Annotated in this window: 14 protein-coding genes; 3 read left to right on the top strand and 11 right to left on the bottom strand. The window is 56.1% G+C overall.

Annotated elements, in window-relative coordinates:
• Positions 1-99: 99 nt before the first annotated feature.
• From AABB92_RS00630 to trmJ, 3 genes are all read right to left on the bottom strand, one after another.
• Entirely contained in the window at positions 100-1254 is a 1155-nt protein-coding gene (locus AABB92_RS00630; protein WP_031376255.1) for an IscS subfamily cysteine desulfurase, read from the bottom strand.
• Between the two features lie 88 nt (positions 1255-1342).
• Positions 1343-1840 (bottom strand): Fe-S cluster assembly transcriptional regulator IscR, encoded by a 498-nt coding sequence (gene iscR, locus AABB92_RS00625; RefSeq protein ID WP_031376256.1) that lies wholly within the window; start codon positions 1838-1840, stop codon positions 1343-1345.
• Positions 1841-1970: 130 nt separating this feature from the next.
• The gene (gene trmJ / locus AABB92_RS00620) at positions 1971-2723 is read right to left on the bottom strand and encodes a tRNA (cytosine(32)/uridine(32)-2'-O)-methyltransferase TrmJ (RefSeq protein ID WP_031376257.1); all 753 of its coding nucleotides are present in this window, start codon (positions 2721-2723) and stop codon (positions 1971-1973) included.
• A gap of 132 nt (positions 2724-2855) precedes the next feature.
• Here trmJ and suhB point away from each other — a divergent pair, with 132 nt between their 5' ends.
• Positions 2856-3659, top strand: a complete 804-nt coding sequence (suhB, locus tag AABB92_RS00615) for an inositol-1-monophosphatase (RefSeq protein WP_031376258.1) — start codon at positions 2856-2858, stop codon at positions 3657-3659.
• Positions 3660-3721: 62 nt separating this feature from the next.
• On the opposite strand, the gene AABB92_RS00610 is transcribed toward suhB, so the two are convergent.
• From AABB92_RS00610 to AABB92_RS00600, 3 genes are all read right to left on the bottom strand, one after another.
• On the bottom strand, positions 3722-4735 hold the full coding sequence (locus AABB92_RS00610; protein ID WP_031376259.1) for a TIGR04086 family membrane protein: 1014 nt from the start codon (positions 4733-4735) through the stop codon (positions 3722-3724).
• Positions 4736-4940: 205 nt separating this feature from the next.
• Positions 4941-5918, bottom strand: a complete 978-nt coding sequence (locus AABB92_RS00605) for a nickel/cobalt transporter (RefSeq protein ID WP_031376260.1) — start codon at positions 5916-5918, stop codon at positions 4941-4943.
• Positions 5909-6535: a DUF1007 family protein gene (locus tag AABB92_RS00600; RefSeq protein WP_031376261.1), complete on the bottom strand. Its 627-nt coding sequence runs from the start codon at positions 6533-6535 to the stop codon at positions 5909-5911. The genes AABB92_RS00605 and AABB92_RS00600 overlap by 10 nt, the downstream gene beginning before the upstream one ends.
• A gap of 156 nt (positions 6536-6691) precedes the next feature.
• Here AABB92_RS00600 and csiE point away from each other — a divergent pair, with 156 nt between their 5' ends.
• Positions 6692-7960, top strand: coding sequence for a stationary phase inducible protein CsiE (gene csiE, locus AABB92_RS00595; RefSeq protein ID WP_031376262.1), 1269 nt, complete (start codon positions 6692-6694; stop codon positions 7958-7960).
• Here the strand turns inward: csiE and AABB92_RS00590 are convergent.
• A complete protein-coding gene (locus AABB92_RS00590; protein WP_031376263.1) occupies positions 7942-9090 on the bottom strand; it encodes a 3-phenylpropionate MFS transporter in 1149 nt (382 codons plus the stop codon). The two genes, csiE and AABB92_RS00590, sit on opposite strands and share 19 nt — an antisense overlap.
• Positions 9091-9218: 128 nt before the next feature.
• Positions 9219-10472, bottom strand: a complete 1254-nt coding sequence (gene glyA, locus AABB92_RS00585) for a serine hydroxymethyltransferase (RefSeq protein WP_031376264.1) — start codon at positions 10470-10472, stop codon at positions 9219-9221.
• 329 nt (positions 10473-10801) lie between these two features.
• On the opposite strand from glyA, the gene hmpA reads away from it, so the two are divergent.
• Positions 10802-11986, top strand: coding sequence for an NO-inducible flavohemoprotein (gene hmpA / locus AABB92_RS00580; RefSeq protein WP_031376265.1), 1185 nt, complete (start codon positions 10802-10804; stop codon positions 11984-11986).
• Between the two features lie 52 nt (positions 11987-12038).
• Here hmpA and glnB read toward each other — a convergent pair whose 3' ends face one another.
• The 3 genes from glnB to qseG all read right to left on the bottom strand — a co-directional run bounded on the left by glnB (position 12039) and on the right by qseG (position 14507).
• On the bottom strand, positions 12039-12377 hold the full coding sequence (gene glnB, locus AABB92_RS00575; RefSeq protein ID WP_003848647.1) for a nitrogen regulatory protein P-II: 339 nt from the start codon (positions 12375-12377) through the stop codon (positions 12039-12041).
• Positions 12378-12504: 127 nt separating this feature from the next.
• Positions 12505-13839: a two-component system response regulator GlrR gene (glrR, locus tag AABB92_RS00570; protein WP_031376266.1), complete on the bottom strand. Its 1335-nt coding sequence runs from the start codon at positions 13837-13839 to the stop codon at positions 12505-12507.
• Positions 13839-14507 (bottom strand): two-component system QseEF-associated lipoprotein QseG, encoded by a 669-nt coding sequence (qseG, locus tag AABB92_RS00565; RefSeq protein ID WP_031376267.1) that lies wholly within the window; start codon positions 14505-14507, stop codon positions 13839-13841. Before qseG ends, glrR begins: the two co-directional genes overlap by 1 nt.
• Positions 14508-14509: the final 2 nt, after the last annotated feature.

Below are 14509 nucleotides of genomic sequence, written 5' to 3'. Positions count from 1 at the left end.
ACAATGCGTGGACAGACCTGATAACAGATTCTTTCAGAGGATGCCAGCCTTGCGCATATTATGGCGCGGTTTCCAGAATCTGGCCGGGTATCCGGCCGATTACATTAAGGCACGCAGACGCGTCACTGATTTCTGCACCAGCGCGATGGCGTAATCGATCTCTTCTTCGGTGGTAAAGCGACCAAGCGAAAATCGCAGCGAACTGTGCGCCAGCTCTTCGCCGACACCCAAAGCCCGCAGGACATAGGAGGGCTCCAGACTGGCAGAGGTACAGGCTGAACCGGAGGAGAGCGCCAGGTCTTTTAGCGCCATGATCAGCGATTCGCCCTCAACGTTGGCAAAACTGAGGTTAAGAATGTTAGCGGCGCTGTGTTGCAGGTCACCGTTCAGCGTGACGTCCGGCAGCGTACTGATGCCGTGCCACAGCCGGTCGCGCAAACGTTGCAGGCGCGCCATCTCGGTCTCACGCTCTTCCGCCGCAATGCGATAGGCCTCGCCCATCCCGACAATCTGGTGAACCGGCAGCGTGCCGGAACGCATGCCACGCTCGTGTCCACCGCCATGGATCTGGGCAGCGATCAGCACCCGTGGTTTACGACGGACATAGAGTGCGCCGATCCCTTTCGGGCCATAGAGTTTGTGGGCGGAAAATGACATCAAATCGACCGGCAACACGCTGAGATCGATCGGCAGTTTGCCAACGCTCTGGGTCGCATCAACGTGAAACAGAATGTCGCGTTCACGGCACAGCTCACCAAACGCAGCAATATTCTGAATCACGCCGATTTCATTATTGACGTGCATGATCGAGACTAAAATGGTGTCGTCGCGCAGGGCGTCACGCAGCATTTCAGGGCTGATAATGCCGTTGGCGGCCGGTTTCAGGTAGGTGACATCAAAGCCTTCACGCTCCAGCTGCTGGCAACTGTCGAGTACCGCTTTGTGTTCAGTCTGGCTGGTAATGATATGTTTGCCGCGCGCCTGATGGGCGTGGGCTGCGCCTTTAATCGCAAGATTGTCAGATTCGGTGGCGCCAGAGGTAAACACGATTTCACGCGGATCGGCATTAACCAGTTCGGCCACCTGATTGCGCGCCACATCGACCGCTTCTTCAGATTGCCAGCCAAAACGGTGAGAACGGGAGGCCGGATTACCGAACGTGCCATCCAGCGTCAGAAACTGCATCATTTTGCTGGCTACACGCGGATCGGCCGGCGTGGTGGCGGCATAATCCAGGTAAATCGGTAATTTCATTGCGCTACAGCTCCGTATAAAAAATCATACGTCTTTATAGCAGATTCGGCCCTGCCCGCGTTAGCAGTTAGGGCCGCAACAGTGGGGATTACGAGGCGCGCAGATTGACGTTGATTTCCTGAGCGCGTGGGCTCTGGAAGCGACGATTGTCATTGGCGTTCTGACGATCGGCCACGTCGAGGATCTCCTGATTATTCACCAGCTCAGCCAGCGTAATATTGTTCAGGAAGTCACTGATGCGCACGCTCAGATCGCGCCACAGAACGTGAGTCAGGCAGCGCTCGCCGCCCTGGCAGCCTTCTTTACCCTGGCATTTGGTGGCGTCAACTGACTCATCGACTGCGGTGATCACTTCACCGACCGCGATAGCATTCGACTCTTTACCCAACAGATAACCGCCGCCCGGCCCCCGTACGCTGGCAACTAAGCCATTTTTACGCAGGCGGGAGAACAACTGCTCGAGATACGACAGCGAGATGCCCTGACGCTCGGAAATGTCAGCCAGCGGAACCGGGCCTTCATGGGAGTGAAGGGCAACGTCCAGCATAGCAGTTACGGCATAACGTCCTTTGGATGTCAGTCTCATAGCGTACGACCTCAATAGCGTCCGGTTATCGGAGGATTAGCAAAAGATGTCGGCAAGTCTGACATTCCCGAGTAATTTGGTCAACTATTTAACCAGGTAAAACACTCAAGTATTTAACCTGGTAATCTACTCAACTATTATCGTCTTCTTTCTTCTCGTTTTTTCGCTTTTCAAACGATGAAAGCATGCCGCGCAGAATGTTGAGTTCATCACGTTCCGGCCGGGCACGGGTATAAAGACGACGCAGTTTACTCATCACCTGGCCCGGGTTAGCTTCTCGGATAAAGCCGCTGTTCAGCATCATCTGTTCCATATGCTGATAGAAGCGCTCAAGGTCATCCACCAGCGGATAAGGCGACTCAGCATACTGCGGCTGCGGGCTGGCTTGTTCCTGCGCCTGCAGCCACGCCATCCGCACTTCATAGGCGATGATCTGCACCGCCATCGCCAGGTTCAGCGAGCTGTATTCCGGGTTAGCCTGAATCGCGACGTGATAATGACACTTCTGCAATTCTTCATTGGTCAGGCCGACGCGCTCACGACCAAACACCAGCGCCACCGGTGCCTGCTGGCCCTCTTCCACGCTTTTCACGCCACATTCGCGGGCATCAAGCATCGGCCACGGCAGTGAACGGGAACGTGCGCTGGTGCCAACCACTAAACTGCAGCCGGCGATAGCTTCGTCCAGCGAGTCGACGATTTTAGCGTCGCCAATCACATCACTGGCCCCGGCGGCGAGAGAAATCGCCTGTGAATCGGGTTTGACCAGCGGGTTAACCAGATAAAGGTTGGTCAGACCCATGGTTTTCATGGCGCGGGCGACGGAGCCCATGTTGCCGGTGTGAGAGGTTTCAACCAGCACGATACGGATATTTTGCAGCATTATTGAGGAGTCTCAGCAGCGGGTCAGTAAAATCAGTAGCGCGAATGCTAACATAAAGCAGGACATTTACCGAACACGCTGCTATACTCCGCGCCGTTTTCCCCGTTCTTTAACATCCAGCGAGAGATACCGATGCATCCAATGCTCAACATTGCCGTGCGCGCAGCGCGCAAGGCCGGAAATTTAATTGCCAAGAATTATGAAACCCCGGACGCCGTCGAAGCCAGCCAGAAAGGCAGCAACGACTTCGTAACGAATGTTGATCGCGAAGCAGAACGCCTGATTATCGAAGTGATTCGTAAATCTTACCCGAAACATACCATCATCACCGAAGAAAGCGGTGAACTGGCGGGTGAGGATCAGGACATTCAATGGGTTATCGATCCGCTGGATGGCACCACCAACTTCATCAAACGTCTGCCCCACTTTGCTGTTTCCATCGCCGTGCGCATTAAAGGCCGCACTGAAGTCGCGGTGGTCTACGACCCAATGCGTAATGAACTGTTCAGCGCCGTACGCGGCCAGGGCGCCCAGCTTAATGGATACCGCCTGCGCGGCAGCATCGCTCGCGACCTGGATGGCACCATTCTGGCAACCGGCTTCCCGTTCAAGCTGAAACAGCACGCCCCCGCCTATATGAACATCCTGACCAAACTGTTTACCCAGTGCGCCGACTTCCGCCGCACCGGCTCAGCGGCGCTGGATCTGGCTTATGTCGCAGCCGGTCGCGTTGATGGTTATTTTGAGATTGGCCTGAAGCCATGGGATTTTGCGGCGGGTGAACTGCTGGTACGTGAAGCGGGTGGCCTGGTCACTGACTTCACCGGTAACCACGGTTATCTGCACTCCGGTAATATCGTTGCCGGTAACCCACGCGTGGTGAAAGCCATGCTGTCAAACATGCGTGAAGAGCTGAGCGAAGCGTTAAAACGCTAAGTAATAGCACAGAAAAAGGCGGCTTCTCAGCCGCCTTTTTTATTGCCTGTTTTTCGCGTCGATTAACGACGTTCGTGTGACAGAACCTGACGAGGCTGAGTACGACGACCCACCATCCCCATCACACCGGCCAGCACCGCTTCGATAATCAACAGAATCAGCGCATACCAGCTGGCTTTCGCCGTGGCTGCTGCTGCTTTATCTGCGGCTTCACGTGCCTTCTGCTCGGCCTGCTGCTTCAGTTCCTGATATTTCTGCATCGCCTGCTGATAGCTCTGCTCTGCTTTAGCGACGATCTGATCGACTTCCTGATCGCTTTTACCGGTACGCGCTTTGATAATATTTTTCAGCGCATCACGATCGGCGGCCTGTAATGTATCTGAATGACGATTCATCACGCCTTTTAACCAGTTAGACAGATCGGTATCCGCCGTCTGTGGATGGCTGGCAGTGTTGTTAGCCTGATTCTCCGCGTTCTGCGCTTCGTTATTTGCATCCTGCTTTAAATTCTCCGGCTGTAATTCCGGCTTACCGGTCTGGCGCAGCGTAGTTTCCAGTTCGTTCTGCAGGTCATCTAAATTAATATTATTTTCCTGCAGCTTATCTTTCGCCATTTGAGTGACCGATGGCGCAGCGGCGGAAATACCGCTGCCTAATGCCTGGAAACCGGAACCGACAATATTCATTGCCCCGCCCAATACACTGCTCGCCAGCGCAATCGCCAGGTAAATAGTGAAAATTGTGCTAAGGCCAAACATCAGTAAACCGTGCAGCGCGCCTTCGCGCTGTGCCAGGCGGCCCGCCACGTAGCTACCGGCCGCCATCGCCACCAGCATTTCAATTGCGGTCCAGACCAGTGCGCCGGTACCCAGACCGTCTAATGGGTTCTGTTCCTTCATCGGATCAACGCTGGTCGCGCCAATTGCCGTTCCCAGCAGCGTCAATATGATGTGAACGATCAGCGCGCAAATTACCCCAGCAAAGACGGCGCTCCAGGAAATACGCTTAAGCGGCAATCCCGCTGGCCCGGTCGCCAGCGTTTCGGTATAGCCATTATTAATACGGGTATCAGCCATGAAATATTCTCCTCGCAACAAACAGAAAGGTGCTTTGGTTTTAATCATCCCGGCAGAGAATGCCGTTTTGGTATTAACAGCGTAGACAGTGAATAGTCATTTCACCACCATCGCCAGGCGAGAAAAAAATAAAGATGTGAATTTACATAAATTAGCGAGATACGCTACGCAGCGGTAATTTAATTCCCGCTGCGCTTGTTGAGATTCAGAAAGGTCGAATTCCGCCGCTGAAGGCGGGTTGTGCTGACTGCCATAAAGCGATGCCGGCCACGATTAATATCAGGCTGCCGATTAAGGTGAGCATCGGAACCAATAGCTGCGCCAGTTGATTGTGTCGCGGCTGGGCCAGTCGCTGCGCCACTACACGGGCGCGCTGGACCAGCAAACCAATCAGCGAGATGGTCAGTGCGGTGCCGAGCGCCATCGCCGCCGCTGACAGCACGCCCCAGGCATAAACGCCAATCACTTTGGCAAACAGCAGCATCATGATCGCCCCGGAACAGGGCCGCAGCCCCATCGATACCACCACCAGTAGCTGGGTTTTCATACTCACCGCCTCGCGTATCTGTTGCGGCGACGGCAGGTGCGCATGTCCGCAACCACAGTGTGCGTGATGCTGGTGATCGGGACGCAGCGTGCGGAAAGCGAGCGCCGGGCGCGGACGTCGCATCTGCCACAGCGTTCGCAGCGCGCGATAACCGATCCAGGCCCCCAGTCCGCTCACCAGCAGATAGCTGCCCTTTTCCAGCCAGAAGCTGCTGAGATGCAGCTGGCGTGAAGAGGTTTGCAGCAGCACCAGCATCACAGTGACCAGCACGATCGCTACTGAACCCTGCAATAGTGAGGCCAGCAGCGTCAGCTTAATACTGGTTTTAACTCTGGCCGGATGGGTTGCCAGAAAAGTGGTAATCACCACTTTGCCATGGCCCGGTCCCAGCGCATGCAAAATGCCGTACAGCAGGCTGAACAGCACCAGTGACAGCCCGGCCTGCTGCGGCTGCTCAGCCACCAGCTGTAACAGCTGAGTCATCTGCCGGTGCAAATCTTTCTGCCAGAGTACGCTTTGCAACAGAATCTGCGACCAGTTGAGCCAGAGTAGCGTGCCGCCGGTCAGCAACAGCGCCGCCAGCAGCCAGAGCGGCCAGAGTCGCGAAGCGCCTGCCGGAGTAGAAATTACTGACATGTGAGAATCACCGTCTGCGCGAACTGCCGACCTAAATCAAGCTCTTCTGCTGGTGCATCAGCCTTATCCAGCGACAGCGCATACTGTTTCAACGAGTCGTTGGGCTTTGGCGTGTTCAGCGTAAACTTACAGCGTTGCTGCAGTGCCGGCGGCAGCGTCAGGGCGCTGGCGTTGTCATAAAACATGTCGACAAAATAGCTGGGATCAAAGGTCAGGATGTCAAACCGCTGCCCGGTCAGTACCGGCGGTTCCGCCAGCGGCAGAATAAACTCCAGCACCGCCTTATGACCGTTACGCGAGAGATGATATTCGTCAGGCAGATTCAAAAATTTCACCCGCTGTTGGTTATGCCAGATTTCTGAGAAGTAGTGCTGGCCCAGCACGTTAGCCATCACACCGGCCGCCAGCATTTTCCACACCACGCTGCCTGGCTTCGCCTCGCCAGCGTCATACAGCAGATCGGCAGAGGTGATCTCATCCATGGTCCAGATCATTTTTAAGCCGGTGAAGGTATCCCCCTTCGCCACCAGTTCGGTTTTCATGTCGATGAAACTGTGTGGATGCGCCAGTGCCGCCGGACTTAAGACCATCAGTAATACAAAGCGTGTGCGTTTCATAATGTTATAAAGTAACGTTCCCGATGAAAAGAATCCATAAGTAACAAAATTTTGTGACCCGCCTTAAACCTCTGACTAAAAAAACCGCCTGACAGCTACCGGGACTGACGGGGTTGGCTATTCTTAGCTCAAATTAGCCTGCTGGAAATCTGATTGATGAGTTCTGCTACCCCTTTGGCACCACTCTTCACCCGTTCACAGCGACAGTGCCATCTTTTATTACTGCTATTTCTGCCGACTCCCGCGCTTACGCTTGAAAAAGTCTGCCAGTTAAATGGCGTTGATCCTGCGGTTGCCCGACAGGATATCGCGGAAGTGGGTGACGAGATACAGCGATATCACCGGCTGGAACTGCACCAGATGGTGGATGGCAGCTTTCGTCTTCATGGTACAGAGTTGGATCGGCGCCTCTGTTTGCTGCACAACCTGCGACGCAGTTTGCGTTTGTCGCAGACCTTTGTCTGTGAGCATTTTGCCGCCCCACTGCGTCAGCGTCTGAAGGTCATGAAGATTGAGAAAGCGCTCTACGATGAGACTAACCTGCAGGCGTTAATTCAGCACTGCGGGCTGCGACTGGGTCGCGATTTTAGCGAACGGGATCGGCTGTTTTTACAGATTTTTATGAAGTATGGGCTGTGCCAGCGACAACCCGCGCTGTTCAGCGATCCGCAGCGCGTCTGGCTGCAACATAAGGCAGAACGCCAGGCGGCTGAGGATGTCATTCATCACTGGCGCAAACGCTGCCATCTGGCACCGCACATCAGCGAAACGGATTTCTGGACGCTGCTGTTCAGCCTGATCCATACCCCGCAGGCCGATCGGGCAAAGCATCCCTGCGAGCAGCGATTAATGGCGGCGACGGTACAGCTGATTGCCGATTTTGAGCAGTGTGCTGCGGTGACCTTTGCTGACCGCGCCGATCTGCTGCAGCAGCTCTATACCCATCTGGCGCAGGCGCTGGATCGCACCCACTTTACCATCGGCATCGACAACAGCGTGGCGCTGGATGTCAGCCGACTCTATCCGCGCCTGTTACGCACCACCCAGCTGGCGCTGCGCGCTTTTGAATATGAATACCAGATCGCTTTTACCCCGGAAGAGGTGAGCCTGATTACGGTGATTTTTGGTGCCTGGCTGATGCAGGAAAATGCGTTGCAGGAGAAGCAGGTGCTGATATTAACCGGCGAAGATCCGCAGCTTGAGCAGGATGTCGAGCAGCAGATCCGTGAAATCACCCTGCTGCCGATCAATATTACCTACCAGCAGGTGAGCAGTTTCCAGCGCGATGGCGCGCCGCGCGAAGTTGACCTGATTATTTCACCGTACGCCACCTCGCTGCCGCTCTACTCACCGCCGCTGATACATGCAGAACTGCCGCTGACGGCGCACCATCAGCAGCGTATCCGTTATTTGCTCGAGTCGTAACGCGGGCGCAGGAACAGCGCAGGCAGCGCAACTAACGCCATCACCCAAAACAGATGCCCCTGCAGATGGGTAAACAGCACGCCGCAAATCATGGTCATCACTGCGATTCCGCCGCCCATCGCCAGCGCGGAATAGAGCGATTGCAACCGGATCACCTCAGCGCCCTGACGGGCAGCAATAAAGCGCATCGCCGCCAGATGGCAGACGGTGAAGCTGCCGCAGTGCAGAATCTGCGCCACAATCAGCAGCGGCAGCGCGGTGCTGGCACCCAGCAGGCTCCAGCGGATCAGTGCGCAGATACCCGATAGCAGCAGCAAATCGCGCGCGCTCCAGCGACGAAACAGGCGATTGCTGAGCGCAAAAATAATAATCTCCGCCACCACGCCCAGCGACCAGAGATAGCCCACCGTTGAGGCCGAATAGCCGCTCTCCTGCCACCAGATAGCACTGAAGCCGTAATAGGCGGCATGCGCCCCCTGCAGCAGCGTCACGCACAGCATAAAACGCCAGACCGCATTCTCACGCAGCAGGTCACGCCAGACCGGCCAGCCACCGCCTGTTGCGCCCTGCCGCTCATTCCCCTGCGGATGGGTGGCTGGGGTGAGCATCATCCCGGCCAGCATGCTGAGCGCCCCCACCGACAGTAACAACAAAATTGCCTGCGAAGAGTAAGCGCTGACCAGCACCCCGGTCAGCGCCGAACTGATCACAAATGCCAGCGATCCCCACAGCCGTACCGGACCGTAAGCCAGGCCAATCTGCTGCGTCCAGGTGGCGGCAAGCGCATCACTGAGCGGCACCAGCGGCGAGAAAAACAGGTTAAAGCCAATCATCACCGCCAGCAGCCACATCCACTGCTGCCCGACCCAGTAGCCAATGGCGAACAGGCAGGTCATCAGCGCCAGCAGGCGAAGTGCGGTAATTAACTGTGCCGGATTTTTTACCTGCGAGGCGATAAGCAGGCTGCCGACAAAGCGCGCCACCATGCCACATCCCAGCAGCAGACCGATTTTTTCCGCATCAAGGCCGGTGCCTTTGAGCCATACGCCCCAGAAAGGCAGGTAGATGCCGTAACAGAAGAAGTAAGTGAAGTAGCCCAATCCGAGCCATCTGGCGGAGCCGATTGCCATATTCCCTCCAGCAAGTGTGCTGCCTGGCAGCAAGAGTCGGCGCTACTCTGGCAGAGCGCCGCACCTCAGGCAATAAAAAAGGATGGCTGATGCCATCCTTTTTATGCGGTTACACAACAAGTTAACGCTTAAGCATAGACCGGCAGACGGCTGCAGATTTCCAGCACTTTCTGTTTGGTGCGCTCAATGGTCGCTTCGTCGTTGATATTATCCAGCACGTCAGCAATCCAGCCCGCCAGTTCACGTACGTCCGCTTCGTTGAAGCCACGACGCGTAACGGCTGGCGTACCGATACGAATACCCGAGGTGACAAACGGGCTCTTCGGATCGTTCGGGACGCTGTTTTTATTTACCGTGATGTTAGCACGGCCCAGCGCCGCATCGGCTTCTTTACCGGTCAGGTTTTTGCTCACCAGATCGATCAGGAACAGATGGTTATGGGTGCCGCCAGAGACGATGTTGTAGCCGCGTGCGATCAGCACCTCGACCATCGCTTTGGCATTTTTCGCGACCTGCTGCTGATAGGTTTTGAATTCCGGCTCCATCGCCTCTTTGAACGCCACCGCTTTACCGGCGATCACGTGCATCAGAGGACCGCCCTGTCCACCCGGGAACACTGCGGAGTTCAGTTTTTTATACAGCTCTTCGTCACCGTTTTTCGCCAGGATGATCCCGCCGCGCGGACCCGCCAGCGTTTTGTGGGTGGTCGAGGTCACGATGTGCGCATGCGGCACCGGGCTTGGGTAGACGTCAGCGGCAATCAGACCGGCAACGTGCGCCATATCAACGAACAGCCATGCGCCCACGCTATCGGCGATTTCACGCATTTTTGCCCAGTCACATACGCCGGAATAGGCAGAGAAACCGCCGACAATCATTTTTGGCTTATGCGTTTTGGCCAGTTCAGCCAGCTCGTCGTAGTCGATCTTGCCGGTTTCATCGATGCCGTAAGCGACTACGTTGTAGAGTTTGCCAGAAAGGTTAACCGGTGAGCCGTGGGTCAGGTGTCCGCCGTGGGCCAGGTTCATGCCAAGGATGGTATCGCCCGGCTGCAGCAGCGCGGTATAAACCGCGAAGTTCGCCTGAGAACCTGAATGTGGCTGCACGTTAGCGTAATCAGCGCCAAACAGCTGTTTAGCGCGGTCAATCGCTAATTGCTCAACGATATCAACATATTCACAACCGCCGTAGTAGCGTTTGCCTGGATAGCCTTCGGCGTATTTGTTGGTGAGCTGCGAACCTTGCGCCTGCATAACGCGCGGGCTGGTGTAGTTTTCAGAAGCAATCAGTTCGATGTGCTCTTCCTGACGCACTTTCTCTTGCTCCATCGCCTGCCACAACTCGGCATCATAATCGGCAATGTTCATATCACGCTTTAACATCCGCATCTCCTGACTCAGCTAACTTTTTTAACGGCAGTTTAAGCCCCACCGGGGCGAAGGCCCACAGTGTAAACCGTTTTATCAGGTGAAGGTAGGGTGAATCCCCTCTTTTTACGCAAACGATTGGCTATGCAGCGGCACGGGATTTTTACGCTTTTTTCTGGTCAGACTGCGCCACGATTTTTCTTCAGGATGTGACGGAGATTTCCTCATCCAGCGGCCATACGCGGCTTGCCAGGCGATCAGAAAGTTAAAGCGGTTATTTACAGCGCAGCCGGCATGGCTATAAGATGTATTTAAAATGCAACTTTACATGTGAGGTTCCTCCTATGCTTGATGCGCAAACCATCGCGACCGTTAAATCGACCCTGCCCGCCATTGCGGCCTGCGGTCCGAAACTCACCGCCCACTTTTATGACCGCATGTTGTCGCACCATCCCGAACTCAAAAACGTCTTCAACATGAATAACCAGCGCAATGGCGATCAGCGTGAAGCGCTGTTTAATGCAATTTGCGCCTACGGTGCCAACCTGGAAAATCTGGCGGTGCTGCTGCCGGCGGTGGAAAAAATTGCCCAGAAGCATACCAGCCTGAATATTCAGCCTGATCAGTACGCCATCGTCGGCGAAAATTTACTGGCAACTATCAAAGAGCTGCTGGATCCGGGTGAAGAGGTGCTGGCGGCCTGGGGCCGGGCTTACGGCGTGCTGGCAGAGGTGTTTATCCAGCGTGAAGAGCAGATTTATCAGGCCTCGGAACAGCAAACGGGCGGCTGGCGGGGGACCCGCGCCTTCCGCATCAGCGCGATTGAGCAACAGAGCGCGGTAATCAAAAGCTTCACTTTTACGCCGGTCGATGGCGGACCGGTGGCCGCGTTTGAGCCGGGCCAGTACCTGACGGTGCACCTGCAGCCCGCCAGTTTCGAACATCATCAGATTCGCCAGTATTCCCTGACCAACCTGAGTAACGGTAAAGATTACCGCATTGCGGTGAAGCGTGAGGACAAAGGCACGGTTTCTGGCTGGCTGCATCAGTATGGTCAGGTGGGCGATGAAGTGCAGCTGGCTGCGCCGCACGGTGACTTCTTCCTGCAGACTGAGGCTGAAACGCCGGTAGCGCTGATCTCGGCTGGCGTCGGTCAGACCCCGATGCTGGCCATGCTGCATGCGCTGGCCGCGCAGCAGCATCCTGCTGCGGTAAGCTGGCTGCACGCCGCGGAAAATGGCGAGCAGCACGCCTTTGCTGATGAAGTAAAAGCGACCGGCGCACAGCTCAGCGATTTCGTTTCGCAGGTCTGGTATCGTCAGCCTGCCCCGCAGGATGCCGGCGCCTATGATGCGCAGGGCCTGATGGACGTGACGGCGATGGCGGCACGTTTACAGTCACCGCAGACACAGTTCTACCTGTGTGGTCCGCTGGGCTTTATGCAGCATGTGGTGGCGCAGCTGCGTGATGCTGGCGTTGAGGACGCGCGCATCCATTACGAACTGTTCGGTCCGCATAAAGGCATGTGATTGCACCATAAAAAAAGCCCGCATCGCAGCGGGCTTTTTTAATCCGGCGAACTCAGATCGCCTCTTCATCCTCTTCGCCCGTACGAATGCGCACCACACGCGCCACGTCAAAGACAAAGATTTTACCGTCACCGATTTTACCGGTCTGCGCAGTGCGCATGATGGTTTCAACACAGGTATCAACGATATCGTCGCCGACCACCATCTCAATTTTTACTTTCGGCAGAAAGTCGACCATATACTCTGCGCCACGATAGAGTTCGGTATGGCCTTTCTGGCGGCCGAACCCTTTCACTTCACTCACGGTCATGCCGGTGATGCCGACTTCAGCTAAGGCTTCACGTACATCATCGAGTTTGAATGGTTTGATAATCGCATCAATCTTTTTCATGTCAGACCCTTTTCTCTCTCCCTCCGTGGTCGGAAGGGTTTATCAAGTATAAATGTTGCTGGCGCGGCCGGGCAGCGAATATCCGCCATGCGGATCACGCTTTGCCCTGGCGGGATTGCGGCGCACGCTACTCTTTAAAATCGCTGGCGTCCAGTTCGTGACGAGACAGCAGCTTATAGAACTCAGTACGGTTGCGTCCAGCCAGACGCGCAGCATGGGTCACATTGCCTTTAGTCATCTGCAGTAACTTACGCAGATAGTTCAGCTCGAACTGATTGCGCGCCTCGACAAAGGTCGGCAACGCACTGTTTTCACCGCTCAGCGCCTGCGCCACCAGCGCATCACTGATCACCGGTGACGCGCTGAGCGCCACACACTGCTCAACCACGTTGACCAGCTGACGCACGTTACCCGGCCAGCTGGCGGCCATCAGGCGTTTCATCGCATCGACAGAAAAACTGCGGATTTGCGGCTTGTGCCGTTCCGCCGCCTGACGCAGCAGATGATTCGCCAGCAGCGGGATATCCTCCGTCCGCTGATGCAGCGCCGGAATTTTCAGGTTAACCACGTTGAGGCGATAGAACAGATCCTCGCGAAACTCTTTTTTCTCCATCGCCTTAGGCAGATCGCGGTGGGTGGCGGAAATGATACGCACGTCGATATCCATGTCGTGATCGCTGCCGACCGGCCGTACTTTGCGCTCCTGCAGTACCCGCAGCAGCTTAACCTGCAGCGCCTGTGGCATGTCGCCGATCTCATCAAGAAACAGCGTGCCGCCACCGGCCGCTTTGAACAGCCCATCACGGGCGCTCACCGCGCCGGTAAATGCCCCTTTGGCGTGACCAAACAGCTCAGACTCCAGCAGTTGTTCCGGCAGCGCACCGCAATTGATGGCGATAAACGGCTTGCCGTGACGTGGACTGGCAGCATGGATGGCCTGTGCCAGCATCTCTTTACCGGTACCGCTCTGCCCGTTAATCAGCACGCTGACGTCAGACTGCGCCACCATATGCGCCTGCTCCAGCAGCCGCAGCATCAACGGGCTGCGGGTAACAATCGCTTCGCGCCAGCGGTCATCGCTGATCGGCGCCTGCTGCGCCAGCGCTTCATCAATCGCTTTGTAGAGCGCATCACGATCCACCGGCTTGGTCAGAAAGCTGAACACGCCCTGTTGGGTGGCTGAGACCGCATCCGGAATCGAGCCGTGCGCGGTCAGGATAATCACCGGCAGCCCCATATGGCGTTTCTGGATTTCGCCAAACAGCGCCAGCCCGTCCATTTCATCCATCCGCAGATCGCTGATAACCAGCTCAATTTTTTCTTTCTGCAGCAGGCGCAACGCTTCCGGGCCGCTGGCGGCCGTGGTGACCTGGTAACCTTCGCTGCTGAGACGCATGCCCAATAGCTTCAGCAGGCTGGGATCGTCATCGACCAGCAGCAGTCGGGCGGCTTGTTTAACCATTATTGCTCCTCGTCCTGCGGCAGTGCAGTGCCGTGACTGCTGTCAGAGACATCCGGCGCTTTGCGGGATGATAGCTGGCGCTCAATGTCGGTCAATCGCTCCAGCTTACGCTGTGTATCACTCAGCTGCTGTTGCTGCCTGATCATCTGCTGCCGGAGTGTCTCCTGCTGGGCATCACTGCTTTGTTGCAGGTGCGCGTAACGGGTTCGCGCTTCGCTGAGGTCAAGTTGCGCCGCCTGATTGCTGCGCCACAGCTGAATGAGCGGACGAACCGGAGCAGGAAAATCACTGCTGTAGCTGTCCAGGGTGGCGACATACTGGCGCCGCTCGACCGGCGTGACGTTGCCGTTAGCCATTAACACGCCCTGCTTAAAGGCGCGTGACCAGCCGTCTGCCGGCCAGCGGTGCGCTTCAGCCCGGGCTTCGGCTGGCGACAACCGTTCTGCACAGTCGATGGTGCGCATCCAGTAGAGCGGATTAGCCAGCGCCGCGTGGTTTTCAATCTGCCACACATCACTGCAGCGGGTCGCCAGATAATCAGCTATTTTGACCTCCGGTTCCATCACCGGATGGCCCGACGGCAGCGATGAGGTGGCCGGAGAGGCAGTACATCCGCTGAGCAGCAGCGTGGTCAGCGTGCTCAACAGCAAAGCGGGTAAATATTTCATCA

Source organism: Pantoea brenneri (assembly GCF_038594305.1).
GTDB lineage: Bacteria > Pseudomonadota > Gammaproteobacteria > Enterobacterales > Enterobacteriaceae > Pantoea > Pantoea brenneri.
The sequence above is the reverse complement of the archived record's forward strand: the minus strand, read 5'-3'. Positions and strand labels throughout refer to the sequence as shown.

Bases quoted from the DNA above. Each gene is read 5' to 3' on its own strand.
- trmJ (WP_031376257.1), bottom strand. From the start codon at position 2,723: ATGCTGCAAAATATCCGTATCGTGCTGGTTGAAACCTCTCACACCGGC.
- AABB92_RS00605 (WP_031376260.1), bottom strand. From the start codon at position 5,918: ATGTCAGTAATTTCTACTCCGGCAGGCGCTTCGCGACTCTGGCCGCTC.
- AABB92_RS00590 (WP_031376263.1), bottom strand. From the start codon at position 9,090: ATGGCAATCGGCTCCGCCAGATGGCTCGGATTGGGCTACTTCACTTAC.
- csiE (WP_031376262.1), top strand. From the start codon at position 6,692: ATGAGTTCTGCTACCCCTTTGGCACCACTCTTCACCCGTTCACAGCGA.
- AABB92_RS00630 (WP_031376255.1), bottom strand. From the start codon at position 1,254: ATGAAATTACCGATTTACCTGGATTATGCCGCCACCACGCCGGCCGAT.
- glrR (WP_031376266.1), bottom strand. From the start codon at position 13,839: ATGGTTAAACAAGCCGCCCGACTGCTGCTGGTCGATGACGATCCCAGC.
- qseG (WP_031376267.1), bottom strand. From the start codon at position 14,507: ATGAAATATTTACCCGCTTTGCTGTTGAGCACGCTGACCACGCTGCTG.
- AABB92_RS00610 (WP_031376259.1), bottom strand. From the start codon at position 4,735: ATGGCTGATACCCGTATTAATAATGGCTATACCGAAACGCTGGCGACC.
- glyA (WP_031376264.1), bottom strand. From the start codon at position 10,472: ATGTTAAAGCGTGATATGAACATTGCCGATTATGATGCCGAGTTGTGG.
- suhB (WP_031376258.1), top strand. From the start codon at position 2,856: ATGCATCCAATGCTCAACATTGCCGTGCGCGCAGCGCGCAAGGCCGGA.
- AABB92_RS00600 (WP_031376261.1), bottom strand. From the start codon at position 6,535: ATGAAACGCACACGCTTTGTATTACTGATGGTCTTAAGTCCGGCGGCA.
- iscR (WP_031376256.1), bottom strand. From the start codon at position 1,840: ATGAGACTGACATCCAAAGGACGTTATGCCGTAACTGCTATGCTGGAC.
- glnB (WP_003848647.1), bottom strand. From the start codon at position 12,377: ATGAAAAAGATTGATGCGATTATCAAACCATTCAAACTCGATGATGTA.
- hmpA (WP_031376265.1), top strand. From the start codon at position 10,802: ATGCTTGATGCGCAAACCATCGCGACCGTTAAATCGACCCTGCCCGCC.